The organism is Shewanella sp. GutDb-MelDb, from assembly GCF_002836075.1.
Taxonomy (GTDB): Bacteria; Pseudomonadota; Gammaproteobacteria; order Enterobacterales; family Shewanellaceae; genus Shewanella.
On sequence record NZ_PJBM01000230.1, the window covers coordinates 36,119 to 62,841 of the forward strand.

Annotated in this window: 28 protein-coding genes; 16 read left to right on the forward strand and 12 right to left on the reverse strand. The window is 43.4% G+C overall.

From position 1 onward, the window contains the following. The first annotated feature begins 66 nt into the window (after positions 1-66). The 5 genes from CXF82_RS13410 (at position 67) to CXF82_RS13430 (ending at position 4,971) form a co-directional block, all read left to right on the forward strand. Positions 67-1,140, forward strand: a complete 1,074-nt coding sequence (locus CXF82_RS13410; protein ID WP_101090343.1) for an HlyD family secretion protein — start codon at positions 67-69, stop codon at positions 1,138-1,140. After that, complete coding sequence (locus CXF82_RS13415) at positions 1,140-2,726, forward strand: DHA2 family efflux MFS transporter permease subunit (RefSeq protein WP_101090342.1); 1,587 nt, start codon at positions 1,140-1,142, stop codon at positions 2,724-2,726. The genes CXF82_RS13410 and CXF82_RS13415 overlap by 1 nt, the downstream gene beginning before the upstream one ends. A 348-nt stretch (positions 2,727-3,074) precedes the next feature. Beyond that, a complete protein-coding gene (locus CXF82_RS13420) occupies positions 3,075-3,560 on the forward strand; it encodes a GNAT family N-acetyltransferase (protein WP_101090341.1) in 486 nt (161 codons plus the stop codon). Then, entirely contained in the window at positions 3,542-3,859 is a 318-nt protein-coding gene (locus CXF82_RS13425) for a putative quinol monooxygenase (protein WP_102039150.1), read from the forward strand. Before CXF82_RS13420 ends, CXF82_RS13425 begins: the two co-directional genes overlap by 19 nt. Before the next feature lie 227 nt (positions 3,860-4,086). Beyond that, a complete protein-coding gene (locus CXF82_RS13430; protein ID WP_101090383.1) occupies positions 4,087-4,971 on the forward strand; it encodes a radical SAM protein in 885 nt (294 codons plus the stop codon). Positions 4,972-5,009: 38 nt separating this feature from the next. Here the strand turns inward: CXF82_RS13430 and CXF82_RS13435 are convergent, their stop codons facing one another. Then, positions 5,010-5,846 carry a mechanosensitive ion channel family protein gene (locus CXF82_RS13435; protein WP_101090339.1) on the reverse strand — a complete coding sequence of 279 codons (837 nt, stop codon included), beginning with the start codon at positions 5,844-5,846 and terminating at the stop codon, positions 5,010-5,012. 211 nt (positions 5,847-6,057) lie between these two features. Between CXF82_RS13435 and CXF82_RS13440 the strand changes: the two genes are divergently transcribed. After that, positions 6,058-6,516 (forward strand): hypothetical protein, encoded by a 459-nt coding sequence (locus CXF82_RS13440; RefSeq protein WP_101090338.1) that lies wholly within the window; start codon positions 6,058-6,060, stop codon positions 6,514-6,516. Between the two features lie 48 nt (positions 6,517-6,564). Here CXF82_RS13440 and CXF82_RS13445 read toward each other — a convergent pair whose 3' ends face one another. Beyond that, positions 6,565-6,780 (reverse strand): HP1242/YdcH family protein, encoded by a 216-nt coding sequence (locus CXF82_RS13445; RefSeq protein ID WP_101090337.1) that lies wholly within the window; start codon positions 6,778-6,780, stop codon positions 6,565-6,567. A 390-nt stretch (positions 6,781-7,170) separates the two neighbouring features. Here CXF82_RS13445 and udp point away from each other — a divergent pair, with 390 nt between their 5' ends. Continuing rightward, on the forward strand, positions 7,171-7,929 hold the full coding sequence (gene udp, locus CXF82_RS13450) for a uridine phosphorylase (RefSeq protein WP_101090336.1): 759 nt from the start codon (positions 7,171-7,173) through the stop codon (positions 7,927-7,929). Positions 7,930-8,285: 356 nt separating this feature from the next. On the opposite strand, the gene CXF82_RS13455 is transcribed toward udp, so the two are convergent. Then, positions 8,286-9,038, reverse strand: coding sequence for an outer membrane protein OmpK (locus tag CXF82_RS13455; protein WP_102039151.1), 753 nt, complete (start codon positions 9,036-9,038; stop codon positions 8,286-8,288). Positions 9,039-9,476: 438 nt separating this feature from the next. On the opposite strand from CXF82_RS13455, the gene CXF82_RS13460 reads away from it, so the two are divergent. From CXF82_RS13460 to CXF82_RS13475, 4 genes are all read left to right on the forward strand, one after another. After that, positions 9,477-9,953, forward strand: coding sequence for an NfeD family protein (locus CXF82_RS13460; RefSeq protein WP_101090334.1), 477 nt, complete (start codon positions 9,477-9,479; stop codon positions 9,951-9,953). A gap of 41 nt (positions 9,954-9,994) precedes the next feature. Next, positions 9,995-10,924 carry an SPFH domain-containing protein gene (locus CXF82_RS13465; protein ID WP_101090333.1) on the forward strand — a complete coding sequence of 310 codons (930 nt, stop codon included), beginning with the start codon at positions 9,995-9,997 and terminating at the stop codon, positions 10,922-10,924. Next, positions 10,924-11,865, forward strand: coding sequence for an SPFH domain-containing protein (locus tag CXF82_RS13470; protein ID WP_101090332.1), 942 nt, complete (start codon positions 10,924-10,926; stop codon positions 11,863-11,865). Before CXF82_RS13465 ends, CXF82_RS13470 begins: the two co-directional genes overlap by 1 nt. A gap of 246 nt (positions 11,866-12,111) precedes the next feature. Further along, positions 12,112-12,525, forward strand: a complete 414-nt coding sequence (locus CXF82_RS13475) for an NUDIX hydrolase (protein ID WP_102044339.1) — start codon at positions 12,112-12,114, stop codon at positions 12,523-12,525. Here the strand turns inward: CXF82_RS13475 and CXF82_RS13480 are convergent. Both CXF82_RS13480 and CXF82_RS13485 read right to left on the reverse strand, forming a co-directional pair. Next, positions 12,509-14,626, reverse strand: a complete 2,118-nt coding sequence (locus CXF82_RS13480; RefSeq protein WP_257982787.1) for a putative bifunctional diguanylate cyclase/phosphodiesterase — start codon at positions 14,624-14,626, stop codon at positions 12,509-12,511. The two genes, CXF82_RS13475 and CXF82_RS13480, sit on opposite strands and share 17 nt — an antisense overlap. A 70-nt stretch (positions 14,627-14,696) precedes the next feature. Continuing rightward, on the reverse strand, positions 14,697-14,900 hold the full coding sequence (locus tag CXF82_RS13485) for a hypothetical protein (protein ID WP_101090330.1): 204 nt from the start codon (positions 14,898-14,900) through the stop codon (positions 14,697-14,699). A 210-nt stretch (positions 14,901-15,110) separates the two neighbouring features. Between CXF82_RS13485 and CXF82_RS13490 the strand changes: the two genes are divergently transcribed. From CXF82_RS13490 to CXF82_RS13505, 4 genes are all read left to right on the forward strand, one after another. Continuing rightward, positions 15,111-15,464 (forward strand): RidA family protein, encoded by a 354-nt coding sequence (locus CXF82_RS13490; protein WP_101090329.1) that lies wholly within the window; start codon positions 15,111-15,113, stop codon positions 15,462-15,464. 574 nt (positions 15,465-16,038) lie between these two features. Further along, positions 16,039-18,204, forward strand: coding sequence for a DNA helicase II (uvrD, locus tag CXF82_RS13495; RefSeq protein ID WP_101090328.1), 2,166 nt, complete (start codon positions 16,039-16,041; stop codon positions 18,202-18,204). An 85-nt stretch (positions 18,205-18,289) separates the two neighbouring features. Then, entirely contained in the window at positions 18,290-19,153 is an 864-nt protein-coding gene (gene ubiA, locus CXF82_RS13500; RefSeq protein WP_101090327.1) for a 4-hydroxybenzoate octaprenyltransferase, read from the forward strand. Positions 19,154-19,436: 283 nt separating this feature from the next. Continuing rightward, positions 19,437-19,973, forward strand: coding sequence for a hypothetical protein (locus CXF82_RS13505; protein WP_101090326.1), 537 nt, complete (start codon positions 19,437-19,439; stop codon positions 19,971-19,973). A gap of 5 nt (positions 19,974-19,978) precedes the next feature. On the opposite strand, the gene CXF82_RS13510 is transcribed toward CXF82_RS13505, so the two are convergent. Further along, complete coding sequence (locus tag CXF82_RS13510) at positions 19,979-20,965, reverse strand: alpha/beta hydrolase (protein ID WP_102044340.1); 987 nt, start codon at positions 20,963-20,965, stop codon at positions 19,979-19,981. A gap of 209 nt (positions 20,966-21,174) precedes the next feature. Here CXF82_RS13510 and CXF82_RS13515 point away from each other — a divergent pair, with 209 nt between their 5' ends. Then, positions 21,175-22,230, forward strand: a complete 1,056-nt coding sequence (locus tag CXF82_RS13515) for a hypothetical protein (protein WP_101090324.1) — start codon at positions 21,175-21,177, stop codon at positions 22,228-22,230. 88 nt (positions 22,231-22,318) lie between these two features. Here CXF82_RS13515 and CXF82_RS13520 read toward each other — a convergent pair whose 3' ends face one another. The 6 genes from CXF82_RS13520 to CXF82_RS13545 all read right to left on the reverse strand — a co-directional run. Then, positions 22,319-22,897 carry a nucleoside triphosphate pyrophosphohydrolase family protein gene (locus tag CXF82_RS13520; RefSeq protein WP_101090323.1) on the reverse strand — a complete coding sequence of 193 codons (579 nt, stop codon included), beginning with the start codon at positions 22,895-22,897 and terminating at the stop codon, positions 22,319-22,321. 132 nt (positions 22,898-23,029) lie between these two features. Beyond that, positions 23,030-23,278: a hypothetical protein gene (locus CXF82_RS13525; protein ID WP_145991690.1), complete on the reverse strand. Its 249-nt coding sequence runs from the start codon at positions 23,276-23,278 to the stop codon at positions 23,030-23,032. A gap of 4 nt (positions 23,279-23,282) precedes the next feature. After that, entirely contained in the window at positions 23,283-23,516 is a 234-nt protein-coding gene (locus tag CXF82_RS13530) for a hypothetical protein (protein ID WP_145991691.1), read from the reverse strand. A gap of 216 nt (positions 23,517-23,732) precedes the next feature. Beyond that, complete coding sequence (locus CXF82_RS13535; RefSeq protein WP_102039155.1) at positions 23,733-24,356, reverse strand: TlpA family protein disulfide reductase; 624 nt, start codon at positions 24,354-24,356, stop codon at positions 23,733-23,735. Continuing rightward, a complete protein-coding gene (locus CXF82_RS13540; protein ID WP_257982788.1) occupies positions 24,349-24,837 on the reverse strand; it encodes a cytochrome c-type biogenesis protein in 489 nt (162 codons plus the stop codon). Before CXF82_RS13540 ends, CXF82_RS13535 begins: the two co-directional genes overlap by 8 nt. Beyond that, a partial coding sequence (locus tag CXF82_RS13545) for a heme lyase CcmF/NrfE family subunit (protein WP_102044344.1) occupies positions 24,824-26,723 on the reverse strand: 1,900 nt, incomplete at its 5' end. The genes CXF82_RS13540 and CXF82_RS13545, both read right to left, overlap by 14 nt.

Consider the following 26,723-nt stretch of genomic DNA (forward strand, 5'->3'; position numbering starts at 1 on the left):
AAATATGTTGTGACAGTAGTAAAATGTACTTCATTAATCAAGGATCCAATGATTGGGGAGTCATATATGTCCAAAAATAGAATGTTTATCGTAATTCCACTGCTGTTTTTGACGGTATTGGCTGGAGGCTACTACTGGTGGAATCATGTGCGTAATTTTGAATCAACAGATAACGCCTATGTCGACGCTGATATCTCTAATATCAGCGTTAAAGTCCCAGGTTATGTTACGGCCACTTTTGTTACAGACAATCAGCATGTCGAGCAAGGGCAGTTATTGGCACAACTTGAAGATAACCAGTACAAGGCTAAAGTGGCGCAAAATGACGCCATACTTGCAAGTGCAAAGGCTGATCTACAAACCTTAGCGGCGCAAGTGGATCTGCAGCGCGCGCTTATTACCCAAGCTCAAGCGGGGGTTGCAGCTGCTGACGCTGAAAAATTGCGTTCATCGCAGCAGCTTAATCGCGCAACGCAGTTAAAAGTCAAAAACTATAGCTCACAAGATACCGTTGATGAAGCCCAAGCGGGTTTTCAGTCAGCGGAGGCACATTTAGATGAAGCCGCAGCCGCTTTGGTCGCTAAGCAACGAGAGCTTGCCGTTTTTAACTCGCAGCTGATTGAGGCGGACTCTAGTGTCGAGCAAGCTAAAGCTGGATTAGCACTGGCAAAAATTCAGTTGGTAGATACGCAGATAACGGCGCCCTTTAGCGGTGTTATTGGTAAGCGTGGCGCGCTGCAGGGCCAATATGTACAACCAGGACAAGCTATCTATAGTTTAGTGCCAGACAATGCGGTGTGGATTACTGCAAATTTCAAAGAAACACAGATAGCACATATGCTGCCGGGGCAAAGCGTATCAGTGGAGTTGGATGCTTTTTCGGGTGAGTCGTTCATTGGTGTTATCGACAGTCTATCGCCAGCATCAGGGGCTAAGTTCAGCTTATTACCTGCTGAAAATGCGACCGGTAATTTCACTAAAATTGTACAGCGTATTCCGGTGAGAATTCGCCTTGAAGGGGCGTCATCTGCAGATCTACAGCAGGTTAGAATCGTTCCAGGACTGAGTGCATTTGTTAAAGTCGACACATCAAATGAAAGCCTAAGTACTGCCGTGGCCTTAAACAAGGCGAGTCAATAATGCCCACTCTGGAGGCGACTCCTTTGGGCGCAAATACAAATATTGAGCAGGTGGAACGTGGTAGTCGTCGTGCCTGGATAGCGGTGTTTGGCGGGCTTATTGGTGCGTTCATGGCCATTTTGGATATTCAAATTACCAATGCGTCAATGAAGGAGATCCAAGGCGGGTTAGGGGCGACATTAGAGGAAGGTTCATGGATTGCGACAGCCTACCTAGTCGCTGAGATGATCGCAATTCCGCTGTCTGGTTGGCTGAGTAAAGGCCTCGATATTAGACGTTATATGCTGTGGAACAGTGCTATTTTTATTGTCGCTTCTCTACTGTGTTCAATCTCATGGAATTTAGAATCGATGATCGCCTTTAGGGCGATGCAAGGGTTCTTTGGCGGGGCGCTCATTCCAATGGCGTTCAGGTTAATTCTTGAATACCTGCCTGATGATAAGCGGGCTGTGGGGATGGCGTTGTTCGGCGTGACGGCTACTTTTGCTCCTTCAATTGGACCGACTCTCGGAGGTTGGTTAACCGCGCAGTTTAGTTGGCATTATCTTTTTTATATCAATGTGCCACCAGGGCTGGTTGTGATGTCGATGTTGGCCTACGGTTTAGTTAAAAAACCGATAAACTGGCCAGAACTTAAAAATGTCGATGTGAGCAGTATTATCACTATGGCGCTGGGGATGGGATGTTTAGAAGTGGTGCTGGAAGAGGGCAATCGTAAAGATTGGTTGGGCTCTGATTTTATCCGCAATCTAGCCATTATATCAGCGGTCAATATTGTTATATTTGTTTATCTTCAACTTAAAAAAACCAATCCGTTAGTGAATCTAAGATTGCTTGCACAGCGAGATTTTGCGCTGTCGACGGTTGCTTATTTTCTGCTGGGCTTGGCACTGTTTTCATCCATCTATATGGTTCCGCTGTATCTATCACAAATCCAAGATTATAACTCTATGGAGATTGGCGAGGTCTTGATGTGGATGGGATTTCCACAGCTACTGATTTTACCTTTTATGCCGAAATTGATGTTGCGATTTGATAACCGTTACCTTGCAGGGTTTGGCTTCTTCATGTTTGGGGTTAGTTATTATATGAACTGCCACATGACGGCTGATTTTGCTGGCCCACAAATGATAGCCTCTATGGTCGTTAGGGCGATTGGTCAGCCTTTTATTATGGTGCCCATCGGTATGTTGGCGACTGCACATATACGCAAAGATGAAAATGCATCAGCCTCAACGGTGCTTAATGTTATGCGTAATCTTGGTGGCGCGGTTGGAATAGCCTTAGTCGCGACCTTAACTGATAATTTGAGCCGTGGTCATTTAGCCCATATTAAAGAGACGTTACCTGCGGTAAGTTCAATGGCGAATGACTATTTGACAGCATCGGCAAATATGCTGCAAGCAGCAGGCTCCGATCCTATAACAGCAGGTCTGCAGGCATCTGCACTGCTGGGGCAAACAATGGCCAAGCAGGCGTCGATTCAAGCTTACAATGATGTGTTTTTTATCATGTCAGGGTTGCTCATGGTGGCTGTTGTGGCAGTGTTGTCGATACGCAAGCCGGTTGCCGTTGCAGCGCATTAATTTGCCCTGGTTCTATGCATGATTAATGCTTATAACGTCGGGCTAGGTGTCTATTTTATAGTGTTAGCGTTTTATAATCAGAATCAAAGTCGCGGCGCTTCGCCCACATGCGAGCCAAGGGGTAAAGCGCTTGTCCCCCTTGGCGAACCCTCAGCGGCCCGTGAGTAAGCGCGTATTAATTAAATCTGCTCTCCAAAGCGGACCTAAACTATGACCTCCAAATCAAAGGCTAAAATTAGATATTTATCTTCACAATAGCCAACCCTTCTTGCTGAAAATTATCTACCTGTATTTGTTGATTTGAAGTGCTAGACTGCAGCACTGACTCGTTGCTATGGAGAGAGACTTTTGTTGTGGAAATCGCTAGCTTTTTCAGAGCTCACGCTGAATGAATTATATGAGCTACTCAAGTTAAGAGTAGATGTATTTGTGGTGGAACAAAACTGTCCGTATCCGGAGCTGGATAATAAAGACAGGCAAAGCCAGACCCAACATTTACTGGGGGTTGACGAGCAAGGTACGATCCAAGCTTATGCGAGAGTGCTTGCTCCAGGGGTGAGTTATCCTGACGCCAGTATTGGCCGAGTGATCGTGTCGGAGGCAGCAAGAGGTGGTGGGATTGCCCATATCTTAATGCAAAAAGCGATCTCTATTTCGCTGAGAAAATGGCCGAAGCATAATATTCAGTTAGGTGGGCAGGAGCACTTAAAAGGTTTTTATCAAAAGCTGGGATTTGAGCCTGTATCTGAAATGTATTTGGAAGATGGGATCCCACATCTCGATATGTTGTTAACCTTGAAGAGTGAAGGAAAAAAATGTCAGATTACAAAGTGAATACTCAGCAGTTAGTATGTGTGGCGACGTTTACCGCCAAGCCTGGGAAAATAGCTGGGTTAGTTGAAGCTTTGTCAGCGCTTATCGCCGATACTCGCCGTGAGAATGGTTGTATTCGTTATGAGCTTAATCTTAGCCGTGATAATGCCGATAAAGTGACTTTTGTGGAAAAATTTGTCGATGAAGCGGCATTTAATAGTCATTGTGAGAAAGAGGCTATTCAACATTACTTTCATCACATCATGCCTGAGCTGGTTGCATCTCACCATGTTGAGACCTATCACCAAGTTATCGTTTAACTTACTTATGTTTTAAAGGTGCACTAGGTGCACCTTTAAGGTTATAACCGCATTAACGAGTCTGTTTTTACTGCACTTCAATATAGGTTTAACACCTCTCCAAGATCATGGTGTCCAACCCACGATTAGCTCCCCTCTAAGCATGTTACACGGCTAATAAAGGTAGTTTTTTAGCGATAAAAGTGTTCAACTTTATACAGCCATTATTTAATCAGCAAAGGTTTACAGTGCTAAATTATATTGAACCTGTATTTCGTCCACCATCGGAGTGGAAATCATTAATTCTGCAAGTGACCAATGGCTGCAGTTGGAACCAATGCAGTTTTTGCGATATGTACACCGCTAACCAAAAACGCTTTCGGGCGCAAAAAATAGATAAAGTCGAACAAGATATTGTTGCTGTGTCCAGCTCAAAGGCACATATATCTCGGGTGTTTTTAGCCGATGGTGATGCGATGACACTTCCTTTCTCCAGGCTGGAAGAGATTTGTTTGTTGATAAAAAAACATCTCCCCGCAGTGACTCGGATCAGTAGCTATTGTCTGCCTCGAAACATCAATAATAAAACACCGGAGCAGTTACAGCGGTTAAAGGAGCTGGGGTTAAGCTTACTCTATATCGGTTGCGAAAGTGGTGATGACGAAGTTTTGCGACGAATCAAAAAGGGTGAAACATTTGCCTCTTCATTGGCTGCTTTACAGAAGATAAAAGCGGCTGGTATAAAATCGTCGGTAATGATCTTAAATGGATTAGGTGGGGTGTCGCTGTCAGTGCAGCACGCGCAGCAATCTGCCAAATTAATGAATGAAGCACAGCCAGAATTTCTGTCAACGTTAGTGGTGACTTTACCACTAGGAACAGAGCGGATGGATGAGGCGTTTGACGGGCATTTTCAGCTGCCGAATCAATTACAGTTATTTGAAGAGATGCGAGTACTACTCAGTAATTTAGAGCTAAACAAAACAATTTTCCGCTCAGATCATGCCTCCAATTACTTGGTGCTGAAAGGTGTTCTTGGCAAAGATAAGCTAGCGTTATTAAGCCAAGTCGAGGCGGCGGTGAATACACCTGAACGCATTCAATTACGGCAAGAGTGGCAGAGAGGTTTGTAACCGCGGCGCAGCCAATGCTACGCCGATGACAAAGTATGTTAAGGCTGTTGAATATGGATCTCTCTCACTGGGCACGGGATCTCTATTTTGGCCTGTTTTAGCGCCTTTATTAAGCTGGAATTTGTTTGGTACTTATCTTGAAAGTAACTCTCGGTGGCGACCCAATAACGGATGCCAATTTCAATGCCGATGCTATTAAAATCATTTATCCCAACTTGTGCATGTTCGCCATTACTGACATGAGGGCTATCCGTCAGTACTTTCGATAGTATGGCGACGACGGCGTCGGGATCTGATTGATAACTAATATTGAGTTCTGTTTCGACTAATTTATTGGCAAAGGAGTTGTGCAGTACTTCTCCAACAATATGCTTATTAGGAACGTTAATCTGTTCTCCCTCTTCGTTAGTTAACACGGTCATGCCTAAGTGGATATCTTTAACTAAGCCACTAACCCCTTTAACTTCAATGGTGTTTCCTACAATGAAAGGGCGAGTCACAATAATCGTAATACCCGCGGCATAGTTGGCTAGCATGCCTTGTAATGCGAGACCTGCACCTAAGGATGCGGCACCAATGGCGGCGACCATCGGGGTCACGCTAATACCGAGCTTCCCTAGCGCGATAACACCCACCAATAAGATCACTAGAATGCGCACAAAATTGCTGGTGAAATTGCTGAGGGTAACGTCTATGTTATGCTTTTCGAAAAGACGGGTGACAAGATTAGAGGCTTTAGCTGCAATCCATAAGCCGACGAGAAAAATCAGCGCGGCACCTAAGAGACTAAAGCTATATTGCACGATAAACTCAGTGATCATGCCATAGGCATTTTGCAATTGAGCTATCTCTTGATCTAAACCGGGTTCGTTCATTGATTTGTCCTTTAATACAACATTTTCACTTGGCAGCTTACTGAAGTTAAACTGTTTTGTAACTTGCTATTTACGTTGAAGATACTATCTTTGCAACTTTCAAATAGCTATTTTACGATCCGTGAAGACGATCATGGTTTGCAGTGAACGTTCTGTGACATCAACAAGAATAGGTTATTCTCAAGGCTAATTCTAATTAATGAGATCAACAATGAAAGCAATTATTCTGATTCTATGTAGTTTGCTTGTCACGCCAGTATGGGCAAATACGTATGTTGTTGGTGACCCAATGGAAACCTTAAAACTTCAAGACCAATATGAAGCTGACTATGCGATTGATAGCACTATCAAGCACGTTCTATTCAGTCGTAGCATGGATGGTGGCACACTCATTCAAACAGCGTTAGAGGAGCAACCTGAGCTGTATAAAAAGGGTGATTTGGCTTATGTTGCCGATATTAGTGGTATGCCTTCGCTTATTGCCCGCTTTGTTGCGATCCCACAGTTTAAGCAATTTGCTTATCGAGTGGCGCTCGATCGAGACGGTGAGATCACCAAAGCCTTACCTGCTCAGAAAGATCAAGTGACTCTGATTCAAATTAGCGATAACAAAATTACTCAAATAAGCTATTTTGACTCCGCAGAGTCATTGTTAGAGGCGTTAAAATAAACGTATTAAAAAAGGCGCTATAAGCGCCTTTTTTTAGTTTGCTAATGGTTAAGCAGAATGTCCCTTCAAAATATCGTATATCTCCTCTTTTAAATGCAACTTCTTGAGTTTTAGCTCATGCACTTCAGGGGTGAAATCGCTAGCATCGTGTAACTCCAGATTTTTAATCTCTTCATCGAGTTGATTGTGTTTGTTAAACTTTTTCTGGAAATGAGTATCTGAAGTCTTAAGTTGACTGATTAATTCTCTATATTCTGGAAACATGCAGGCTGTCCTTTTTCTGATATATTTTTCTGATATATTTTTCTGGTTCAACTTTAAACTAGCGCGTTTATTTTGAGCAAGTTGTGAGCTAGATCTCGTTCTGTAATTTTGTATTTAGATCTTGAGTTGAAATTTGTTAAGTGATTGTTTTTAATTGTTTTACTGGCTGGTTTTTACGCCGAGAGTTTGCGGGTGGATATCAACTGGCACTCTGTAGTGCAGCTGCTATATTTCTATCACTTCTATAAATATTGTTTTGGTAACTAGATTACGACAATTCATTTACTCTTGGCAGAAAAAGTGTGATCGGGTTAACCTTATCGCGGCCGATACTAGGTTAAAGTCGATTTATTAAGAATTTTATAATCAAAATTGAAAGGGGTTTTCACAATGTCTGATGTATTTCATTTAGGCTTAACCAAAGAAATGTTGGATGGTGCTAGCTTGGCGATTGTGCCTGGTGATCCTGAGCGCGTTAAGCGTATTGCCGAGTTAATGGACAATGCGACATTTCTAGCGAGTCATCGCGAGTACACAAGTTATCTAGCATATATTGACGGTAAGCCAGTTGTTGTATGTTCAACAGGAATTGGCGGGCCTTCAACTTCTATTGCGGTTGAAGAACTTGCTCAGTTGGGCGTTCGTACCTTCTTACGTGTAGGTACTACTGGCGCTATTCAACCACAGGTCAATGTTGGTGATGTTATTGTCACTCAAGCGTCTGTTCGCTTAGATGGTGCAAGTTTACATTTTGCACCTATGGAGTTCCCTGCCGTTGCAAACTTTGAATGTACAACGGCTATGGTTGAAGCATGTCGCGATGCAGGTCTAGAACCTCATATCGGGATCACAGCTTCATCAGATACTTTTTACCCAGGACAAGAGCGTTACGATACGGTTTCAGGCCGCATTACGCGTCAGTTCAAAGGGTCTATGCAAGAGTGGCAAGATCTTGGTGTGCTGAACTACGAAATGGAGTCTTCTACTCTGTTTACTATGTGTGCTTCGCAAGGCTGGCGCGCAGCTTGTGTTGCAGGTGTTATTGTTAACCGTACACAACAAGAGATCCCAGATGAAGTTACAATGAAGAAAACAGAAGTTAGTGCTGTTTCTATCGTTGTTGCAGCAGCGAAAAAACTGCTGGCATAATGGGAAAGTATTCCCTATAAGAGGGGTTGATACCCAAATGACTTAGAAATGCTCGTTTCAGAGGCTTGGCGCGAGTTCAGTTCTAGGCGTGTTGATGTAAGAATGGTGATTCCCTTTTAAGTCTACGCAACAACGAAGTGATCTTGCACAAAGCCTTCTATGATGGGTTTTAATGCGCTTTATTCTTCGTTATTGATTTTACTAAGGGAACAACCATTACCTACAATAAATATCTTGTCTAAAGCACATTAAATTCCCACTGAATCCTGCATTTTTAAGTGGATTGGGTATTCCTGGAATAAAAAAGGCGCATAATGCGCCTTTTTTTTATGCCATGAACTGGCGTTAAAGCTTGCTTAGAAGTGGTACTTAGCGATCACAGAGTAAGTGTTCTGATCGATACCATCAACGCCATACTTGTTTTTCCAGTAATCATATTCGATACCGACAAACAGCTTATTCTTCTTATGTTCACCGAGAACAACGGCGCCCAGATCATACTTTAGCTGTGGGTTGAAGTGGAAGTTAGTCTCATATGCATCTTCATCTGTGGCAAACACCCAGTCAAAGAAACCATCAAATACGATATTAGAGTCACCGACGGGGAAGTCCATTCTAAATACTGGGGTTAACTGCCAGCCATCACTAATATTGCCACTACCCGTGGCATGTCTGCGATAAGTATTGAGTTGGAAATAACTAAAGTAGGGAACATTAAGATCCATACCAACACCATATAAAAAGCTCTTTACTGGGCCTTCACCCTCTTCGAAGGTAAATGCAGCAGATAGGTCGGTAATCGGGCCCATTGCCACTTTTTTACCTAGAATCTTGCTCGCACTCAAGCGCGTAGATATCTCGCCATAGGTGGTGCTGTCTTTGCCAGCATTTGAGCCGTTAAAGTAGATAACATCTTGGAAAGCAAACCAGTCACCATACTTCCAGTCACCCGCGGTCTCAAAGGTAAATGTTGTTTGTGACTCAGAGGGTGCTAAATCATAATTATCACCGTAAAGCGCGGTTACACTCGCGTCCCACCAGTTAATCATGCTGTCAGCCATTGCAGTTGGACTCACTAATAGCGCTAGGCATAGCCATTTCTTGTTCATCTTAAAACCTTTTTTTAATGCAGCTAACGCTGCTTATTATGTATGCAATATTTACACTCTATGGTGTATTCAATATATAAGGGCAAAAGCTAAGTTGAAACGCGCGTTATTTAGTCGTTTCAATGGCGAGGAATATAGGCTGAAAGTTAGTAATGTTCAAAGGGTTTGTTACGCTTTCTTGCACTAGATTGTAAATATTTTGCTGTAAAAGCCTATGGTGCTTAAAGTTGTGTTGGGCGATGGTGTAACGCAATCGCGCTGACGTTCCATATTAACATGTTTTTATTCAAGTGTTTACTGTTACACTCAAGCGTTGAAGTTACAAATTATCATCGCCTATACTGAATCTCTCTGTTAATGATGGTGACATATTATGTCGCAATAAAAACAGACAGCTGATATAGTCGATATAAGGACTCTTTCATTTCAGGGGGAAATATGGAGTTATCAAATCCTATTTTGATCTGGGCCTGTATAGGCTTATTTCTGATGTTAGCGGAGATTATTTTACCCGGTGGTATTGTTATTCTCCTAGGTGCAGCGTGTTTAGTGGTTGCTGGAGGATTAGCGACTGGGTTGGTTGAAGGTATTGTTCAAAGTCTTACACTTTGGTTCATTACATCTATGGTGTTTATGCTGCTGTTTAGACAAGTCACGCAAAAGCTTGTGGGTGGCGATGCACATGTCGATAATACAGATGAAGAACTCGATCTCTACAATCAACTTGCTACCGTTAAGCAGACCATTGGGCCAGCACAGAAAACGGGCCGTATTGAATTTCAAGGAAGTGAATGGCCCGCATTGGGAGATGGCAGTGAAATTGTTGCTGGTTCTCAAGTTCGGGTGATCTGTAGAGACAATATCGCGTTAGTCGTCGAACCTCTAGCAGACAAAAATGAAGATTTAGCGAAATAAATTAGTCGTTACACTGTCAATATTAAGGAAGGGATCTATACATGTTTATATTTACACTGTTTGTTTTGTTTGTTTTTTTCATTCTTTATAAGTTGTTACTCATTGTCCCTATGCGCGAAGTCAATGTTATTGAGCGCTTAGGTAAATTCCGTGCTGTATTACAGCCGGGTTTTCATTTTTTAATCCCATTTTTTGACCGCGTTGCTTATAAACATGAGATCCGCGAGCAGGTACTCGATGTACCGCCGCAAAGCTGTATCTCAAAAGATAATACTCAGCTTGAAGTTGATGGTCTGGTCTACCTAAAAGTGATGGACGGTAAGCTTGCTAGCTACGGCATTGAGGATTATCGCCGTGCTGCGGTCAATTTAGCGCAAACCACAATGCGATCTGAAATCGGTAAATTGAGCTTAAGCCAGACATTCTCAGAGCGAGATAGTCTTAACGAATCTATTGTACGCGAAATTGATAAAGCCTCTGACCCTTGGGGGATAAAAGTACTTCGTTATGAAATTAAGAATATCACTCCGTCTCGAAAAGTGATCCATACGCTAGAAAAACAGATGGAGGCTGAGCGTCGTAAGCGCGCTGAAATCACTTTGGCTAACGCCGAAAAGGCCGCGATGATAAACCTATCTCAAGGTGAGCGTCAGGAGGCGATTAATTTCTCAGAAGGTGAAAAACAGCGTCGTATTAACGAAGCAAAAGGCATGGGGCAAGAGATCACTATTATTGCTAAAGCGAAAACAGAAGGGATGGAACTTGTTTCGGCTGCACTAGCACTAGATGGCGGTAATGAAGCGATGAATATGCAGTTGAAAGAACAGTTCATCAACCAAATTGGCAAGGTGTTGCATGAGGCCGATGTCTCAATTGTACCAGCGGAATTGGCTAAGCTAGAAGGGTTTTTCGAAGGTATGGAGCAAGTGACTCATGCCGTGTCTGCCAATTCAGTAAAAGGAGCACGCTAATGATTGCTGGAATTAATACTGATTTGATTGTTATGGCAATTTGGGGACTTATTTTTGCGGTCTTCGTGATTAAGTTATTTCAATCTATTCGATTGGTGCCAACTAAATCAGCTTACATTGTCGAACGCCTCGGCAAATATCATTTGACGCTAGATGCAGGTTTCCATGCATTGGTGCCGTTTGTTGATAAAGTGTCTTACATCCATGACCTTAAAGAAGAAACTATTGATGTTCCACCGCAGGAGTGTTTTTCATGTGATGAGGTCAATGTTGAAGTCGATGGTGTTATCTATATTTCGGTTATCGATCCGGTAAAGGCGAGTTATGGCGTAGTAGATTATCGATTTGCGGCAATTCAGTTGGCACAAACCACGACTCGCTCGGTGATTGGTACGCTTGATCTTGACCGTACATTTGAAGAGCGCGATGTGATTAGCGCCAAAGTGGTTGAGGTGCTTGATCAGGCGGGTGCCATGTGGGGGATCCGTGTTCACCGTTACGAAATTAAAAACATCACTCCGCCTGAAACAGTAAAAAATGCGATGGAGATGCAGGTTAATGCCGAACGTGAGAAGCGTGCACTGCTAGCAAAGAGTGAAGGTGATAAGCAAAGTAAGATTAATCGCTCTGAAGGTGTAAAGGCCGAGACAATTAACCACTCAGAAGGTGAGATGCAGCGCCGGATCAATGAAGCGGAAGGTAAAGGTGAAGAGATCCTAACTATTGCCCGCGCTACAGCCGAATCGATTGAACGCATGGCGGCGGTAATCTCTGCTCCCGGTGGTAAGAATGTGGTGCGGATGCAGCTAGGGGCACAATACCTAAAGCAGATGGATGGGCTTAGCTCTAGTAAGAGTAAGGTTGTTTTACCAGGTAATCTGATGGATTTTGATCACTGGATGAACAGTATAGGCTTAGAGGAGTCGAAGACGGAAAACTAATAATTTTCGTTTATTCAAGCTTTAAGCAATCCACTAAAGATGCTAGTTTTCCCAATGGAATCTAGCATTTTTTTGTCTGATATTTACGCTTAATTGAGTGGGCCAAATGTAGATGGCTAAATATTTAATGCCATGGGGATAGCATGTCACGCCGTAAGTTGAGCTTAGCGTCTATATCTATATCTATATCTGTCTTTGCTCGGAGTAAAATGGCGGTCAACACACCTTTAAAATCGGGTAGATTGTATGGCTTTTGAAGATAAGTTCAGGCTAAGTTGCCACGCTGTTATATTACGACAAGGCCCTCATGAGGCTGAAGTCTTATTGCTAAAGGCAACGTATGGAACACTGTCATGGGGCTTGCCTGGTGGGGCGTTAGAGCCCGCAGAGACAATTCATCAAGCGCTTATTCGAGAATGTCATGAGGAGCTAGGGTTCACCGTCAACATTAGTTGTTTGACGGGGGTTTATTATCACAGTGCCTATAATTCCCAAGCTTTTCTGTTTAAATGTGAGATGAATGAATTTGATGAAATAAAATTGAGTGATGAACATTCAGAATATGAATTCATGCCCATCTCTTCGCTTTCTGTAGTACAGAGAACGAGAGTAGTTGATTGCATAGAATTTAACGGAATAGTGATTAGCCGTAAGTTTTAATGGGTTTATCTTCTACTCTTTCGATATGGGGTTTAAACTCAATTTGAGCACTCCTTTTATAATGTTCGCCTATCTTCAGTAAATCATCAAACACCACGGGCTTACTGATTAAAAATCCTTGAGCATAATCGCACATCATAAAGCTCAACTCGTCGAGTTGTTCTTGAGTTTCTACACCTTCGGCAATCACTCTGATCCCAAGCGCGTGCGCCATCTCTATAGTCGCAATAATTAACTCTTTGCTAGTGTCATCAGTGTTCATATCTTTGATAAAGCTACGATCAATTTTGAGGATTTGGAATGGATACGTACGCAGATAGCTGAGTGAAGAGTAGCCAGTACCAAAATCATCCATAGAGATACAAAAACCGGCTTTGCTTAGTGCCATTAATGCATCAAGGGTATAAGCATGACCACTTAACAACACCCCTTCAGTGATCTCCAGCTCTAAGTCTTCAGGGCGCATACCTAGCTGGTTTACACTATCAGTAATGATCTGCACCAAGTTTGGATTTCTAAACTGTCTGGGTGACAGATTAATCGCGATCCTGAAATGGTCATTAAAGGTTTTCTGCCATGTTTGCGCTGCCCTCAAGGCGCGATGAAGAATAAACTCTCCCATCGGTTCTATGACCCCCGTTTGTTCGGCAATCGGGATGAATTCGGCGGGAGATACGCTGCCCAGAACCGGGTTGTCCCATCTGAGCAAGGCCTCTGCACCCATGATGCTGCCGTCTCTGATGTCGAGCTGAATTTGGTAATGAACCTGCAGTTCTCCTCGTTCTAGTGCACCGTGGATCTGCTCCTCAATGGCTAATCGACGAGAAACCTCTTTGTTCATCGCATGAGTGAAGTATGAATATGTATTACGACCAATACTCTTGGTATGGTACATCGCAGAATCTGCATTTCTGAGCAGCTCTGATGGCGTTTCGCCATCATTTGGGTAGATAGCAATGCCGATACTGGCAGTCAGAATAAGTTGACGATTACCGATATAGAAAGGCTTTCGAAAGCCGCCAATCAGATTTTCGGCTAGAGGCTGAGCGTCATCTGCACTGGATAGCCCATCGAGTAAAATAATGAATTCGTCTCCACCTAAACGGCCAACGGTATCTTCTTTTCGTGTTGCTTTCGTCAATCGTTCGGCGGCAGTAATAAGTAATTGATCGCCCGCCTCATGGCCTAATGAATCATTAATTTTTTTGAAATCATCTAAATCAAGAAAAATAACTGCTAGCATCTTTCCGCTGTGTTCCGTTGATTCTACCAATTGCTCTAAACGTTTAAGGGCGAGGAATCGGTTGGGCAGGTCGGTTAACGCGTCATAATGTGCTTGATGGCGAATTAAGGCTTCGGCTTCTAGGCGTTCACTATTGTCATGGAAGGAGATGACCGCACCCATCTTGTCGTTGTTAAACGTCATTGGGTGAGACCAGTATTCGACGGGAAAGCTACTGCCATCGGCTCGCCAAAAGTGGTCTTCTTTTAGGTGGATATCACGATTATCTTGTTCTGAAATTGAACTCATTATTACTCGCTCATCATCAGGGTTTTGATGAACTAGGCTGCGCATATTGCAGGCTATTAACTGCTCTTCACTGCGATAACCCAGTAGCTTTACGCATTGAGGATTGGCAAATATACAACGACCATTCTCATCGACGCCATAAATAGCCGCAGCGGCTGAATTTAAAATGGCAGAGAGAAGATAATTTTTACTGAGTATGGATTTTTGATTTTCTTCTGCTTGTGCGGAACTCTCTTGTAAGCGGCTAAACATGTGGTTGAGTTCGGCTTCTAACTCTCCTAATTCGCCACGTTCACCCATCTTATTTCGAGTATTCAGATCCCCATTTGACCAACGTTGCACACAACGAGTCAGATGGCGTATTCGTGGAGTGATTGCCGATAACTGAAATAAACTCACGCTGAGTATTGAGATGTTAGCGAGGCTGAATAGCGTCACCGTAAATAAAAGAGTCTGATCTTGTGTTGGCCTAGTGAGAAAGATAAGAACAGCCAAACAGAGTGACATTACGGTGGTGACCAATAAGGCTACCTGCCAAGGTTTTAGTGTGTTTTGTTTCATTGTTAGCATACGCACTTCCTAACTTGAGTTGTAAAAACGGCATTTTGCTTGAAAGATAATCAAGGAGAATGCTGGAGTTTTACCGCCGCTTTTTTAAGAGCTGCTGAATATTGAGGAAATCAACGCGATCACCAAACCAACCTAAAATGCCTTGGAGGGGAGGCTTTTGGGGGGAGGGAGTTAATAAAGTATTTTGAATATCACCAAGCACAACTAAACACCGAATTAAGTGAGTCAGCATGAGCGTGAGGGAAGTATTATTAGCGTTAGCTGCAGAGGTCATTTTAGTCCTTTAAAATATAAGAAATCAGTCCGTGATCACTTGTCTTACTCGGTTAAGTATAGGATCGAATTAATGAAACAGGAAATAAGCAATTGTTCAATGAAATATCTATATGAAAAACAAGTGTTTTTTACTAGTAAATTTACATTAGTTCGCTAGAATATTGTCGATGATTTGAACATAAGCTATTTAACTGGAGTTGAGCTGAATATGAGTATTGAAAGAATTGAAACCGGTAGTCGCATGAGCCGAATTGTTAAGCATAACGGTACTATTTATCTATGTGGTCAGGTCTGTAAGGATGCTGAGCAAGGGATCACGGAGCAAACCAGCTCAATGTTAGATAAAGTGGATGCATTGTTAGCGCAAGCGGGTAGTGACAAAGAACATATCTTGTCAGCGACCATTTACGTTAAAGACATGCAGTACTTTGCCGAAATGAATGCGGTTTGGGATGCTTGGGTGCCGGCAGGCCAAGCGCCAGCTCGCGCTTGTGTCGCCGCTAAAATGGCACGCGAAGCCTTATTGGTGGAAATATCGATAGTGGCTGCTGAAAGGGCCTAATATCAATTGCATTAAAAGTTTGATCATTCAGCGGGAATTCAAAGCCCTGTAGGTAAGATGGGGGATTGAAGCTAATAGTTATTCTCGGCTCTGGCATCCTCGGTAATTGCTCCATGCATGACTCTTGATAATTGCTCCTGCATTATTCTACCTTCGTCCATCCGTGGACTCGTACCTCCTGAATCTGACCGTCAAGGAGGGTGGGAATGTCTTATGTTGTATGAAACAAAATAGACCATTTAGTCGTATATCCAAAGCCCACAACGAAGCTTAAAGGGCTTTGCCATTTGCTTTAAACGTCGGCCGCACTACGTGAGCTACTCAGACTTTCCACTTCTGCTTTGCATTGGCTCAAAAGGGAATAACCATTTCTTCACTAATGCGCCTTGAATTGAAAAGTCTGAGGCGCTCTGAATGGGTCAAATACTTAATGCAATTGGTATAATACTACCGCGTTGAGATGACCAGGATTAAGTCTGGTTTTATTTACCATCTCGATGACACGTCTAAGCTTTCACTCGTTAATGGGATCGAGGTTCTGTTATACTGCCAGCTTGATTTTTTGGAGGCAATAATGGACGTATCTTCTTTACTCGACGGCCTAAATGACAAGCAGCGTGATGCCGTAGGCGCTCCGCAATCCAGTATGTTAGTTTTGGCTGGCGCCGGTAGCGGTAAAACTCGTGTGTTAACACACAGAATCGCTTGGTTAATGCAGGTTGAACAGCAAAGCCCTTATGCAATTTTAGCGGTGACCTTTACCAACAAGGCAGCCAAGGAGATGCGTGAACGAGTAGAAAAAGTGGCTGGCGGTAATATGAGCCGCATGTGGATTGGTACATTCCACGGGTTAGCCCACCGCCTACTGCGTACACATTATAAAGACGCCAATTTACCGCAGAGTTTCCAAATTTTAGATTCTGACGATCAACTGCGGCTAATCAAACGTATTCTAAAAAGTCTTCACTTGGATGAGAAACAATATCCCCCAAGACAAGCTCAAGGTTATATCAACGGCAAAAAAGATCTGGGACTAAGGCCGGCCCACATCGATGCGGGCGGCTTTCCGATAGAGCAAAACCTACTTAAAATTTATCAGGTTTATCAAGATTCTTGCGATCGTGCTGGCTTGGTAGATTTTGCTGAGATCTTATTGCGAGCTCACGAGCTTTGGCTTAACAAACCGCATATTCTTGACCACTATCAAGACCGATTCAAACATATTTTGGTGGATGAGTTTCAAGATACTAACGCCATTCAATATGCATGGATCCGGGTACTCGCGGGGTCAACCGCAAATGTGATGATAGTGGGTGATGATGACCAATCCATTTATGGTTGGCGTGGTGCTCAAGTTGAGAATTTGCATAAGTTTTTAGGCGATTTCCCAGCAGCACAAACTATTCGTCTAGAGCAGAACTATCGCTCTACCGGTAATATCCTTAAAGCGTCCAATGAGCTTATTGCTAACAACCCCGATCGTATGGGTAAAAAGCTGTGGACTGACGATAAAGACGGTGAGCCAATAGGGCTTTATTGTGCCTTTAATGAAATGGACGAAGCGCGGTTTATTGTTGGCCGTATTAGCGACTGGCAAGATGAAGGGGGCAAGTTAGAAGATTGCGCTATTTTATACCGCTCTAACGCCCAATCCCGTGTTCTTGAGGAAGCGTTACTGCATAAAGGGGTCGCTTACCGTATTTATGGCGGCCTACGATTCTTCGATCGCCAAGAGATTAAAGACGCTATGGGGTATCTGCGCCTCATCAATAATAAAAATGATGATGCTGCATTTGAGCGAGTGGTTAACACGCCTGCCCGCGGTATCGGTGGTCGAACATTAGAGATCATGCGCACCACCGCTCGCCAGCAAGAGCTCACCTTGTGGGACACTTGTATGCGCTTACTTGAAGAGAAAGTGCTCAGTGGCCGCGCTGCAAATGCAGTGCGTGGCTTTATGGATTTGATTGTGGCTTTGAGAATCGACACTGAAGATTTGTCATTACACCGACGCACAGATCATGTGATCAAAGAGTCTGGCCTTAAGTTGATGTATGAAACTGAAAAAGGCGAAAAAGCCAGAGCTCGAGTAGAGAACTTAGAGGAGTTAGTGACTGCAGCGCGTAGCTTTGTGATGCCAGAAGAGCTCGAAGATATGGGCGAGCTTAATGCCTTTTTATCTCACGCGGCGCTTGAAGCGGGTGAAGGGCAAGCTGATGAGTTTACCGATGCAGTGCAGTTAATGACATTGCATTCTGCCAAAGGTCTTGAATTCCCAATGGTGTTTATGTCGGGTGTGGAAGAGGGCTTGTTCCCTAGCCAAATGGCGATTGATGAAGGGGATCGACTCGATGAAGAGCGACGCCTCTGTTATGTGGGCATGACCCGTGCAATGCAAAAGCTCTATATTACCTATGCCGAGTCTCGTCGTATTTATGGTCGAGAAAGCTTTGCTAGGCCGTCTCGATTTGTTAAAGAGATCCCTGAGCAATATGTACAAGAGATCCGCATGCGCACACAAGTGTCTGCGCCAGCGATCAGTACTCGCTTTAGTAAGCAAGATGATTCGTTTAACGAGTCAGGGTTTAAAATTGGACAAAACGTCAGTCATCCTAAATTTGGCGCCGGCACGGTGACTAACTACGAAGGTAGCGGTGCTCAAGCTCGAATTCAGGTTAACTTTTTAGACGTTGGCAGTAAGTGGTTAGTGATCGCTTATGCACGCTTAGAAAAAGTGTAATAACGCTATTCCCACTGGATCCTGAATCTTCAGGTAGGATGGGTATGAATTAAAGGCTGAAGACGTTTTAGGAGAGCCTAATAAAATGAATTTTAGGGATAAATTGGATGTCTACATGCGGCTCAGTCGCTTAGATCGTCCTATTGGCACCTTGCTGCTATTGTGGCCCTGCTTAATGGCATTGATGCTTGCTGCAGGCGGGATGCCAGACATAAAAGTTTTGGTTATTTTTGTCATAGGTGTTGTTGTGATGCGCGCTTGTGGTTGTGTGATAAACGATTACGCTGACAGAAACCTCGATGCTCACGTGGAACGGACTCAGTCTCGACCATTAGCAAGTGGCGAGATCAGCAGTAAAGAAGCACTTTTATTGTTTCTGGCGATGGCACTTTTTGCATTTGGCTTGGTGTTGTTATTAAATCCGCTGGTGGTCAAACTTTCTGTCGTCGGTATTATTCTTACCATTCTTTACCCCTTTACCAAACGCTACACCAATATGCCACAGATGTTTTTGGGCACCGTGTGGAGTTGGTCTATTCCGATGGCTTATGCTGCACAAACTGGCACTGTGCCCGTTGAAGCATGGTGGCTATTTGCGGCCAATTGGTGTTGGACGGTAGCCTACGACACCATGTATGCCATGGTTGATCGTGATGACGACTTAAAAGTGGGCATTAAATCGACGGCCATTTTATTCGGACAATATGATCGACAGATCATTGCTGCCTTTCAGGTCGCTGCACTCATCTGCTTTATTATCGCCGGTGTTATCGCCGCTCGAGGTGAAATTTTTAGCTTAGGTATTTTGGCGTTTATTGGTTTTGGGCTTTATCAGCAAAAATTGATTTATGGCCGAGAACGAGCTGCTTGCTTCAAGGCATTTTTAAATAATAACTGGGCTGGACTGACACTTTTTGTCGCACTGGGATTAGATTATTTAGTGTTATAAGTCCACAACGGTTACTCGTGTTGGGTAGCGATACCATCATCAAAATAAACGTCTTCTAATGGAGGCGTTTTTTTATATGCGGCTTTTGTCTTCCTTACAATACATTTCTAAGTAAATGCCATTAGATGGTCACTATTCCTGTCTATACTTACCGATAGTCGATGAACTCTTTAGGACTGATTAGGGTCGTCATAAGTGTTTTTTCAGGATAAAGGCCTATGAAATTGGCTACATCGACGTAATCGTAACAAGCAAAGGGAGTTGTTTGTATGGAGGATAGGTTATGTCATATTGGGTAACGACATTCGATGCTAGCCAGTGGGCTGATTACGAGTTGGCATTACTGATGGTGGCCATTTCAATTTTAGTTATCTGGCTATCGGTATGTTTATTTAAACCTCAGGGGGCTATACGGTGGATTTTTGCGGTCTTGAGCTGCGTAGTGATCAGTGGCTTATGCCTAACCAGTCGCGTGGATGCCTTGCAGTTAAGTTTGTTATTGAACAAAGGCCAAAATATTGAAGTTCTCGATGGCAGCTACCATTATGGACGCTATCATTTTCCGCACAATTCCGCTTATGGCGTCGACTTTAGAGAGATTCATATTGGCGAACGTATACTGAAACTTTACCACTCTGGCTATCTGCAGCATACGCGTTGCTATCGCAATTTTTATAACACTAATGAGTTTGGTGACCAGGCGAAATTACGTTTGTACATACATTGGTATGAACATGATTTTATATATAAAAATGATTTAATTACATTAAAAACACCCTGCATTTTAAGGATTGAAGCGCTTGATGTGGAGGCTGTTTAAAGCCTCTACTTAGAACTCACACCATTTTTTAGATTAAAGAGCCAATAGATCCCCTGTATTGCGCTGGTAGGAAATGCGGTTTCATGGCTGGCGTCGTTGATGATAAGTAGCTTGCTAGTTATCGTCTTGTTTGGCACTTTATTGCTGCTTCTATTCACACTTATGAGGCTATTAGTCCTGTCGAGCAGGGCCTTAAACTGCTGCGCATCACCGACCATGTCAAAATTTGAAAAGCCTCCGTTACCATTATGCTCAAGCTCACCAATGCCAATAAAGACATTAGCCTTAATCTTGCTTAATGCTTCTTGTCGCTGTTGGGTAAGCTTAAAAATCATCTGCTTATGCCACCAAAATGATGGACTACCTAATACGTAGTTGCTAAACATTTCTGGCTGCTCTAGCAGTATATAGGCACCCAATAGCCCACCTAAAGAGTTACCGACATAAGTGCGTTGGCTCGGTTCTGTCCTAAAGTGTTGTTGTATATAAGGCAGTACTTTTTGCTGCAGAAAGGCGACATAGCGATCAGCGCCTCCCGTCTGTTTTTTCCAGCTCTTATCAACGGAAGGGGTGTAATTTCGAACTCGGCTTTTATCACCGCGAAGGCCCTTTTGCCACGATACACCAACTAAAATGGCCTGCTGCATCGCATTTGAGTTCATTGGATATCGCGTTGCACCAGAGATTATCTGAAAAGCATACATGGCATCGGTAATATAGATCACTGGGTAGTGGCTGTGTTGATTCGCGTCTGAGTTGTAGCCTTTTGGCAATTTAATAAAGAGGTCGTAGGCCCTATCTGCATCATCGAGCTGAATCGTTTGAGTACGAGGAATGTTAAAGGGGCTGGCGTCAGTTTGCTGCGCAGCAATAGCGTTGTGACTGTTGGCGATGTAAATAATGACTCCAATGGCACTGAGTACATATCGTGAAAACCATGAAGGGAATAATAAAAATGCCGAAGAGAGAAAAGAGGTTAAAGTGCGAGACATAAATTTCATCCTGGAAAGTAGGTAACTAAATACCTTGTATACGTTGGATAATCAGGTCAGTCAGCATACGCTGAGGCTTAACTATTTAATAGTGACTTAGGTTTAACATTAGCTTTCAATTAATCCGGTTGGTGGAAGGTCATTGCACTATTAAACTCTGAGTTTTACTTGTAGGCTATCATGTTGATTAATTGTAACGAGGAGCCCGTATGCGTCGCAGTGTTAAGTTAAGGCTGAGTTTTTTGCTAACCGCAATCGCTAGCTACGTTTTGGGGTTTAACCTTTTACCCGAGTCGCTGAGCAATGACACAGAGATAGCCATATTGGGTGTTATCGCCGCCGTATATTTTGTGCTGCTGCCGATTCTATATTGGGTTTGGATTATTAAGGCAGGTAAGCAAAAAGCGTGGAAACTACTGCTTATCTTCAGTCTTAGTGGCTTAATGGCACGATTGAGTTTTCCTGCTGAAGTGGCCAGCTATTTCGAATTTATCATGTGGTTTAGGTACCCGATTATTGCGGTGTTGTTGCTGATAGAACTCTACTTAATGGCCAGTATCGCTAAGGGATTATGGCAAGCCCGCAATATGAAGGGGGATCCTAGAGTGCATATCGTTGATAAGTATCAAGATGAGGACGACAAGAAGCGCTCGTTAGCACTGGTATTAGCATCAGAGCCGGCAAGTTGGTATTACGCTATTCCTTGGTTTAGTCGTCAGCATGTCTCTAGTGATAACGCCATTGAGCTATTATCTGGCAAGACTTGGATGTGGTTGTTGATGTTGCTGGGAACATTGGCGATGTCGACAGTCTGCTTCATGTTGTTAAGCCTATGGAGTGAATTAGTGGCGATCATCGTCACCAGTATTATTGCTTATGGTGTGGTGTTTGTGACCGCTAACTATAGAGTATCAAAGCATTACTCATTATATGTTCAGCAAGATAAGTTAGTGATCAATAATAGTATGTGGGGCTTTTTAACCGTCAACATTGCCGAGATAGCAGAGCTGGAAGTTGGAACGTGGGACAAGAGCAGTGCGTTGAACAATAATGGCTCAGCAGAAGAGCTACTGTGTTTTGGTCGAGGTGTAAATGCCAATATAAAGCTTCAATTTAGCCAGCCACAGACATACTTTGGTGCACTTGGGCAATTACCTGAAAAAATTGAACAGCTCTACTTAGTCGTAAGCGATCCCGAAGCTTTAGCGCAACAGTTACGGGTGAAGGAGAGTGAGCAACAACAGGTGTTGACTGCTGCGGTTTAGCACAACATCGACTAGGTAGCAGCTTGAGATCCTGCCGACCTAGTCACTAAATTAAAGATTTTGATAAAGAGGCTAGGTCGATAGAAGACTAGTTTTTTACAAGTGCTTCTAAGTCCGCGGGGCGATAGTAAACCGATTTTAACACCTTGCCTTGGCGGACAATTTTACCCGCCATATCGACGTCTTTGGCGCACTTAGCGATAATGAAATTGCCTTTGGTACTGCCAACGATCTCTACACCTTGCTTAGCGTAAAAAGCGATAGTCTCTGTCAGCTCTTGCTCATTGCGACAGACTTTACTCATGTTGCTTGAATGTACTTCATCCCAACAAGTGATAAAGTCGATTTCACGGTTCTTAGCAACATGTAAAAGCAGGTCAATCACGTAGCTTATTTCAACATGGTCAGATATTTTTTTAGCGCCTAAGTGCACTAGACGTCCCATCAATACATAGACTGAATCGACAATAGCGTCGGCTTGTTCAACGCGGCTATCAGCTTCAGCAAGTTCAGTTAACTCTTCAATTGCCAGCGAAGTGTGCAACGTATCGGCTTTATCATCTAGCGTTGATTCATCTTCAATAGGTAGATCAAATGTGGCACGGAATTGGTGAATATCACCATAAAGATGATCGTAGAGAGGCTGGTCTAAAGCAGATAGTTTCATAAGTAATACCCTTGGCGCTAATATTAAAAAATTGCCGTCATAGTAAAGAAATGGACCTGAAAATGAAAGGTTGGTAGTGCTGCTGAACGTACTCAAGCGCATTTTGTTATGTTAGCAGCTTGGATTTACGGGTTAACCCCCACTGCCTGAAAACAAAAATGCCACGATGGTACTTAAAATACCCACTTCAACATCTCTATTGCTTGTCTGTTGGTCATTAATGTTGTGTGCCTCTTGATCTTCTCTAGCCTCGCGAGCATTGTCCGCACCACTGATAAAAGGCTCTGCAACGGATTGAGTTTGTTGCACGCTGCAGGCAGTTAATGACGACATGAGCAACATAAGAATAATAAACAGGCTTGAAGGTTTAATGTTTATCATCACTTTAGACCTCTACTTCTAGGTGGCAAAGGATTAGAGGATTAAGCTTATGGATGAGTGTTTGCACGGGGTCTGCACTGATATCCAATGCTTGCCAGCCGTCGGTACTCATTATGTCTAGGGCCGTGATACGAACTGACTGCTTACCTGTATCGCTCGACTTGCTTGTCGATACTTCCCCAGAGATCTTGAAAATGCCTTCGGCAGCGGTAATACGACTAATTTTAAACACTTCCATATGCTGACTCGTCTGTGGCATTAAGCGGAACATCACCATAAAACAATACTAGCGGTAATAAAAGGCTCCGTTAAACTATCTATCGTTATCTCTTTACATCGATTTTAAAGTGGCATGACAAGTTTTATTTTTAAGCAGAAAAAAGCCCTTTTGATAATCATCAAAAGGGCAGCGCGATAATTTAGCTTTGCGCTAGAGTATAGCGAGGATATCTACTTAGCGTTTTGCGTATTTACTGATGAGTTTCTCTAGGTAGGGTTGGACATCTTTATCACTCCAGTCGAGGTAGCCACGCAGAAATCCAATAAGGTTACCAGAACCGTCAAATACATAAGTGGCCGGTACAACATCGGCTGGCATGACGTTATCGATGTTCATTTCAGGGTCAAGCCATGTGTGATAGTAACCAAGATCATGACGTGCTAAAAAAGCGGCGACCTTATCGCTTTCTTCATCAATAGAAACCGGCAGTACAACTAAATTGTTATTGATATTTGCCTGTTTAATGGCTTCCATTTGTGGGATCTCCTTTAAGCAGGGAGCGCACCATGTCGCCCATAGACTCATCAGTATCACTTTGCCGTCGAACTGCTTTAAATTAATGGAGCCGCCTTCGGTATCGACAAAACTAACATTAGGGACTTGTCTTGCTGAACTCATCTCTATAAAGCGTGACATGATCATCGGCTTTTCTATCGGCTGCCCCGTGTTGTAAACTTTTTGAGTGGGGAGTGATGCGTGTGCTGGAACAACTAGCGTAAAACTAAGTGCTGCGACAGCTAAGAAAGACGCTATCAACTGCTTAGCATTACAGAGTGGGCGAATAATAAAATTAGTCATGGGGGGAGTCCTGCGTAAGTTTTTGAGGCTTCAATGTTGGCTGCACGAAGAAAAATAGGCCTATTATGGCGAGTAGAACCAAAATTATTGGTATAAACCAGAGTATAAAAGTATGACTGCTAAGTGTTGGCATGTAGCGGATCTTTTCGCCGTAGCGTAGTACCATAAAATCAATAATGGCGGCTTTAGATTGCCCTTCGTCCAACATCAAAAATATCTGTCCTTTAAGCTCACTGGCTATTTTGCTTTGTGAATCAAATAAATTTTGATTCACCGCCATCGGACAGCGTAATTCGCGGGCGATTTGAAAGCCAATGTCCCTTTTTTGTTCATGAGTATAATGTGTCGGTGCTAGAGTATCTTGGGCCGTAGCTGTGACACAAAACAGCAGTAATAATAAAATCAGTACAATAGATAGTACGTTTTGTGTGAGCAGCTTAAAGCGGAGTGCGCCATTCATAATGCCATTATGCCAATTCATTGGAGTGCCCCCGGTACTTTAGTGTTAGCGAAGGTATCGGCGCAACGCTCTTGCTTGTCGCCAAGACAATGACAAGCCCGCTAAGCATCATGAATAATGCGCCCAACCATATCCAGCTTACTAACGGTTTGTAACTGATCCTGATGAGGTATTCATTGTCATTGAGCCCGCGCTTATTCGTCAGTTTTTGCCCCATAGAAATATATAAGTCACCTAAGAAGCCGCTATGTATTCCTGCCGCTGACATCTCCATGCCATTGGTTTTAAATGTTTGCCTTTGCGGATAGAGGTAAGTCACAAACTGGTTTTGGTTATCCAGCACTCTTATTTGAGCTTGAATGGCGGTGTAGCTGTTACGTTCAACGGCTTGTGTCTCATCATAAATAAAGCTGTAGCCAGCCAGAGTCTTACCTTGACCAGGCCCCATGCGGAGTAGCTCTTCGGACTCAAAGTTAGACACTAACGTCACCCCTAGAATTGATATAGCGACGCCAAGATGAGCAAAACACATCGCGTAAAAGCGCAATGATGAAGAGTCTTTTCCAGTGCCTAACTCATCGTCTTTAAAAGCAATTCTCTGAACTAATGCAAGCCCTGTAGCGCTTATAATCCATAGAGAGGAGAACAAACCGAGTAGAAGCCAAAAACTAAATGTGTCTCTAGTTACCAAGGTGATAATTAGTGCCATTAACATACACACAGCCGCTAATATTAGGGGTGGTCGCATCTTGGCGCTATGCTGCCAGTTCTGCAGTGGTGCCAAGCCCATCAGTAAAAATATAAGCGCAGCAATTGGGATAAAAATACTGTTGAAATAGGGGGCACCTACAGAGATAGTTTGTCCGGATATAACCTCGAAAATGAGGGGGTAGCAAGTTCCCAGTAGCACCGAAATAGCAGCAATGACCAGTAACATATTACCGAATAGTATTAGACCTTCTTTAGACAGTAGTGAAAATGTCATTGGCGCAGCCTTTATTGACGTTCGCTGAGCAAACAATGCCATCGCAGAGCCAGAAAATACAATGAGTAGTATCAGTATTGATACGCCACGGGTGGGATCTGACGCAAAGGCATGCACCGATTGGACCACCCCAGAACGTACTAAGAAGCTTCCGAGTAGGCTTAAAGAAAAGGCCATAATGGCCAAGAAAATACTACAAGAACCTAATATGCCTCGTTTCGCAGTGAGTAATATGGAGTGAACCATTGCAGTTGAAACTAACCACGGGATAAACGAGGCATTCTCTACAGGGTCCCAAAACCACCAACCACCCCAGCCAAGTTCGTTATAGGCCCACCATGAGCCAAATGCATTACCTCCGGTTAAAAAGACCCAAGCCAAAATGGCCCATGGTTGAAGGTAGCGAGCATATTGTTGGCTTAACCCACCAGATAGCAATGCAGCAACGGCACCAGCGAAACAGATAGTTAGCCCAACGTAGCCGAGAAAAAGTAGTGGAGGATGAATTACCAGCCCAATGTCTTGCAGAATGGGGTTGAGATCTCTGCCTTCAATTGGGATACCGGGTAATAGTCGCGTGAAGGGGCTAGAGGTAAACAGTAGAAAAAGACAAAACCCTAATATGAGTAATGCGGCGACTGCTACAAGCTTTTGATGGAAATATTGATCAGTGGCTGGAGCACGATTAATGATAAAAGTTGCCCAAATTGCAATGGCGACGACCCAAAACAACATTGAGCCTTCATGGGAGCCCCACACCGCAGCGACTTTATATAAGGTGGCTAACTGTGTATTCGAGTTATTAGCAACGTAGGCGACAGAAAAATCATTAACTAAGAAGCAATAAGCCAGAGATAGTATTGACGATATCAGCGTTAAACACATCAGTGTTGTTAATGGTTTTGTATAGCTGAGTAAATAT

Coding starts and splice junctions, on each gene's coding strand:
- CXF82_RS13410 (WP_101090343.1), top strand. CDS start 67: ATGTCCAAAAATAGAATGTTTATCGTAATTCCACTGCTGTTTTTGACG.
- CXF82_RS13415 (WP_101090342.1), top strand. CDS start 1,140: ATGCCCACTCTGGAGGCGACTCCTTTGGGCGCAAATACAAATATTGAG.
- CXF82_RS13425 (WP_102039150.1), top strand. CDS start 3,542: ATGTCAGATTACAAAGTGAATACTCAGCAGTTAGTATGTGTGGCGACG.
- CXF82_RS13435 (WP_101090339.1), bottom strand. CDS start 5,846: ATGAACGAACCCGGTTTAGATCAAGAGATAGCTCAATTGCAAAATGCC.
- CXF82_RS13440 (WP_101090338.1), top strand. CDS start 6,058: ATGAAAGCAATTATTCTGATTCTATGTAGTTTGCTTGTCACGCCAGTA.
- CXF82_RS13445 (WP_101090337.1), bottom strand. CDS start 6,780: ATGTTTCCAGAATATAGAGAATTAATCAGTCAACTTAAGACTTCAGAT.
- udp (WP_101090336.1), top strand. CDS start 7,171: ATGTCTGATGTATTTCATTTAGGCTTAACCAAAGAAATGTTGGATGGT.
- CXF82_RS13455 (WP_102039151.1), bottom strand. CDS start 9,038: ATGAACAAGAAATGGCTATGCCTAGCGCTATTAGTGAGTCCAACTGCA.
- CXF82_RS13460 (WP_101090334.1), top strand. CDS start 9,477: ATGGAGTTATCAAATCCTATTTTGATCTGGGCCTGTATAGGCTTATTT.
- CXF82_RS13465 (WP_101090333.1), top strand. CDS start 9,995: ATGTTTATATTTACACTGTTTGTTTTGTTTGTTTTTTTCATTCTTTAT.
- CXF82_RS13470 (WP_101090332.1), top strand. CDS start 10,924: ATGATTGCTGGAATTAATACTGATTTGATTGTTATGGCAATTTGGGGA.
- CXF82_RS13475 (WP_102044339.1), top strand. CDS start 12,112: ATGGCTTTTGAAGATAAGTTCAGGCTAAGTTGCCACGCTGTTATATTA.
- CXF82_RS13480 (WP_257982787.1), bottom strand. CDS start 14,626: ATGCTAACAATGAAACAAAACACACTAAAACCTTGGCAGGTAGCCTTA.
- CXF82_RS13485 (WP_101090330.1), bottom strand. CDS start 14,900: ATGACCTCTGCAGCTAACGCTAATAATACTTCCCTCACGCTCATGCTG.
- CXF82_RS13490 (WP_101090329.1), top strand. CDS start 15,111: ATGAGTATTGAAAGAATTGAAACCGGTAGTCGCATGAGCCGAATTGTT.
- uvrD (WP_101090328.1), top strand. CDS start 16,039: ATGGACGTATCTTCTTTACTCGACGGCCTAAATGACAAGCAGCGTGAT.
- ubiA (WP_101090327.1), top strand. CDS start 18,290: ATGAATTTTAGGGATAAATTGGATGTCTACATGCGGCTCAGTCGCTTA.
- CXF82_RS13505 (WP_101090326.1), top strand. CDS start 19,437: ATGTCATATTGGGTAACGACATTCGATGCTAGCCAGTGGGCTGATTAC.
- CXF82_RS13510 (WP_102044340.1), bottom strand. CDS start 20,965: ATGTCTCGCACTTTAACCTCTTTTCTCTCTTCGGCATTTTTATTATTC.
- CXF82_RS13515 (WP_101090324.1), top strand. CDS start 21,175: ATGCGTCGCAGTGTTAAGTTAAGGCTGAGTTTTTTGCTAACCGCAATC.
- CXF82_RS13520 (WP_101090323.1), bottom strand. CDS start 22,897: ATGAAACTATCTGCTTTAGACCAGCCTCTCTACGATCATCTTTATGGT.
- CXF82_RS13525 (WP_145991690.1), bottom strand. CDS start 23,278: ATGATAAACATTAAACCTTCAAGCCTGTTTATTATTCTTATGTTGCTC.
- CXF82_RS13530 (WP_145991691.1), bottom strand. CDS start 23,516: ATGGAAGTGTTTAAAATTAGTCGTATTACCGCTGCCGAAGGCATTTTC.
- CXF82_RS13535 (WP_102039155.1), bottom strand. CDS start 24,356: ATGACTAATTTTATTATTCGCCCACTCTGTAATGCTAAGCAGTTGATA.
- CXF82_RS13540 (WP_257982788.1), bottom strand. CDS start 24,837: ATGAATTGGCATAATGGCATTATGAATGGCGCACTCCGCTTTAAGCTG.